The 2601-nt window shown below is 61.9% G+C and carries 3 protein-coding genes; 1 reads left to right on the top strand and 2 read right to left on the bottom strand.

Features of this window, described 5'->3' with window-relative positions:
• Positions 1–208: 208 nt before the first annotated feature.
• Together EN939_RS29160 and EN939_RS29155 are read right to left on the bottom strand one after the other, a co-directional pair.
• The gene (locus EN939_RS29160) at positions 209–574 is read right to left on the bottom strand and encodes a cell division protein ZapA (RefSeq protein ID WP_023810969.1); all 366 of its coding nucleotides are present in this window, start codon (positions 572–574) and stop codon (positions 209–211) included.
• Between the two features lie 11 nt (positions 575–585).
• Positions 586–858: a DUF4164 domain-containing protein gene (locus tag EN939_RS29155; RefSeq protein ID WP_127271149.1), complete on the bottom strand. Its 273-nt coding sequence runs from the start codon at positions 856–858 to the stop codon at positions 586–588.
• Positions 859–1121: 263 nt separating this feature from the next.
• Here EN939_RS29155 and EN939_RS29150 point away from each other — a divergent pair.
• On the top strand, positions 1122–2601 hold a 1480-nt coding region (locus EN939_RS29150; RefSeq protein WP_164751313.1), incomplete at its 3' end, for a transketolase family protein.

Here is a 2601-nt window from a genome sequence, read left to right as displayed (position 1 = left end):
CTGTAAACGGAACCGTCGGCAGCGAGGAACGGCACGCGGCAACCCACGCCACCATCAAGCTGTCCCGCCCGGCATCGTTGCATCTTAGCGCAAAAATCGTGGCTGCAAGATAATATGAAACTCTTGTCGGCGGGAGGCGAGCATTTTTATGCTGCCGAATGCGCGGCGCGCGGATGAGAGCCTGGGGCTGGACAGGAAAGGTTCTGTCTCAGCTCTTGTTGACCGCCAGCGTCACAGTCAGGTCTTCCATGCGCTGTGCCAGCGCGCCGAGCGCATTGGTGAGCACGCTATCGCTCTTGTCGGCCTTGGTCAGAGCCTCGTCGCGGGTCTTGCGCAAGGTCAGCACTTCGCTTTCCATGCCCTTGACGCGTTTCTGCAACTCCGAGAGTTCATCCATCACCATGATGCCGGCCATAACGGTCAGCCGCTGATCGCCGATCTCGCCGAACGAGTCCTTCAGGTGTGAAACATAGCGGTCGAAGCGTTCGGCAAGGTCGATCAGATGCTCTTCCTGGCCCTCGTCGCAGGCCATGCGATACTGCTTGCCGTCGATTGAAACCGTGACCTGTGCCATCGGGCCAGCTCCTATCTGTCCAACACGGCGCGGATGGTTTCCATGGCAGTCACCAAACGTCGCGAGACTTCCTTGTTGGCATCTTCCAGCCGTTCGGCGCGCGCTTCGGAATTATCGAGTTCCTGCGCCAGCCGCGAGCGATCGGCATTCATCCGCTGCACCTCGGCCTCGGCTTCGGAGTAGTCGCGTTCATGCCCGAGCTTGGCCGCGACGGCGTTTTCCAGCCCCTCGATGGCCTTGCCCAGCCTCGCGATGACTTCCTTGAGTGTGGCTTCCCCGGTCATGGCCTTCGTCCTGTGCCCTGCCCATCACCGAATCGTTCACGTTCAGAACGCGTTATCCCTGAAACATTAGGCACCGGGTGAAGGCAACGTCAACAAAGCTCTCGCGACTGTCCCCCGCTAACGCTAATGTAGGTCCGCCGCCGGCATCACAAGACCGGCAAATGTGCACCCGATTTGTTGACTAAAAGCCCGCGCCTGCTATGTGTCGCGCACCCTTTTCAAGGGCTCTCCCAAGCCCCCAAACCCCCACTTCTGGAGGAACCATGACGTCGCGTGAACAACATGACCGGATGGCCAATGCGATCCGCTTTCTCTCCATGGACGCCGTCGAGAAGGCAAATTCCGGCCATCCAGGCCTGCCAATGGGCTGCGCCGATATCGCCACGGTGCTGTTCACGCGCTTCCTGAAATATGATCCCAAGGCCCCGCACTGGGCCGACCGCGACCGTTTCATCCTGTCGGCCGGCCATGGCTCGATGCTGCTCTATTCGCTGCTGCATCTGACCGGCTACGAAGACATGACCCTCGACCAGATCAAGCACTTCCGTCAGTTGGGCTCGAAGACCGCCGGCCATCCCGAATACGGCCATGCCGCTGGCATAGAGACGACGACGGGGCCGCTCGGCCAGGGTCTCGCCAATTCGGTCGGCTTCGCGCTCGGCGAGCGCATCATGAACGCAGCCTTCGGTAACGATCTCGTCGATCATTACACCTATGTCCTGGCCGGCGACGGCTGCCTGATGGAAGGTGTTTCCCAGGAAGCCATCGCGCTTGCCGGCCATCTCAAGCTCAACAAGCTGATCGTCTTCTGGGACAACAACGACATCTCGATCGACGGTCCGGTCTCGCTGTCCGACAACACCGATCAGGTGGCCCGCTTCCAGGCCTCCGGCTGGAATGCCAGCCACATCGACGGCACCGATCCGGAAGCCATCGCCTATGCCATCGAAGCCGCCCGCCATTCCGACAAGCCGACCATGATCGCCTGCAAGACGACCATCGGCTTCGGCGCGCCGACCAAGGCCGGCACCAACAAGGCGCACGGCTCCCCTCTGGGCGCCGACGAGATCGCCGGCGCGCGCAAGTTCTTCAATTGGGATTCGCCGCCCTTCGAGATTCCGGCCGACATCCTCGACGCCTGGCGCACCGCCGGCAAGGCCGGCGTCAAGGCGCGTACAGACTGGGAAGGCCGCCTGGCCAAGGCCGATGCCAAGCTGAAGGCTGAGTTCGAGCGCCGCATCAGCGGCAAGCTGCCGTCCAATTTCGACGCGGTCATTGCCGATTACAAGAAGAAGCTGTCGGCCGACAAGCCGAAGGTCGCCACCCGCAAATCGTCCGAGATGGCGCTGGAAGTCATCAACGGCGCCTTGCCCGAGACCATCGGCGGCTCCGCCGACCTGACCGGCTCCAACAACACCAAGACCAGCCAGACCAAGAACATCACCTCGGACGACTATGGCCAGCGCTATGTCCACTACGGCATCCGGGAGCACGGCATGGCGGCTGCGATCAACGGCCTGACGCTGCATGGCGGCCTCATCGCCTATGGCGGCACCTTCATGTGCTTTTCCGACTATGCCCGGCCGTCGATGCGGCTGGCATCGCTGATGGGCATCCGCTCGATCTTCGTCATGACCCATGATTCCATCGGTCTGGGCGAAGACGGCCCGACCCACCAGCCGGTCGAGCATCTGGCCGCATTGCGCGCCATTCCCAACCACAATGTCTTCCGCCCGGCCGACG

Source organism: Mesorhizobium sp. M7A.F.Ca.CA.002.05.1.1, from assembly GCF_003998335.1.
Taxonomy (GTDB): Bacteria; Pseudomonadota; Alphaproteobacteria; order Rhizobiales; family Rhizobiaceae; genus Mesorhizobium.
The sequence above is the reverse complement of the archived record's forward strand: the minus strand, read 5'-3'. Positions and strand labels throughout refer to the sequence as shown.